Annotated in this window: 1 protein-coding gene; it reads right to left on the reverse strand. The window is 49.2% G+C overall.

The features are described 5' to 3' along the window. Positions 1 to 443: VCBS domain-containing protein (locus AB4185_RS21910; RefSeq protein WP_372135937.1), on the reverse strand; the 443-nt coding region annotated here is incomplete at both ends.

The following is a 443-nucleotide window of genomic DNA, read 5'->3' on the forward strand; positions in this document are numbered from 1 at the left end:
CCAATGACCATTGGCATCAATAGTCAGGTCACCGTTGGTACCGGAAATGGAATCGGGTGTGAAGGTATTATCTGGATTATCCACGTCAGTACTGGTTAGCGTACCTGAGGTAGTTACCGCTTTGTCGGTTTCATCGATGGCGACGGTCGCACTGCTGACAGTAGCGGTGTCGTTAGTACCGTTAATTGTCACCTTGATAGTGGACGGTGTTCCATCAACAGACGACACCGTGAAGGTTTCTTCTACTTTATCGCCGACGTTTAACTGATTAAACGCGCTGCTCGCGGTGAACACCCAATGACCATTAGCATCGATAGTCAGGTCACCGTTGGTACCTGAAATAGAATCCGGTGTAAACGTGTTGTCTGGGTTGTCTACATCGGTACTGGTGAGGGTACCTGAAGCTGTTACCGCTTTGTTAGTCTCATCGATGGCAACGGTCG

It is taken from the genome of Vibrio sp. 10N.286.48.F5, assembly GCF_041469785.1.
In the GTDB taxonomy this organism is placed as follows: domain Bacteria; phylum Pseudomonadota; class Gammaproteobacteria; order Enterobacterales; family Vibrionaceae; genus Vibrio; species Vibrio crassostreae_C.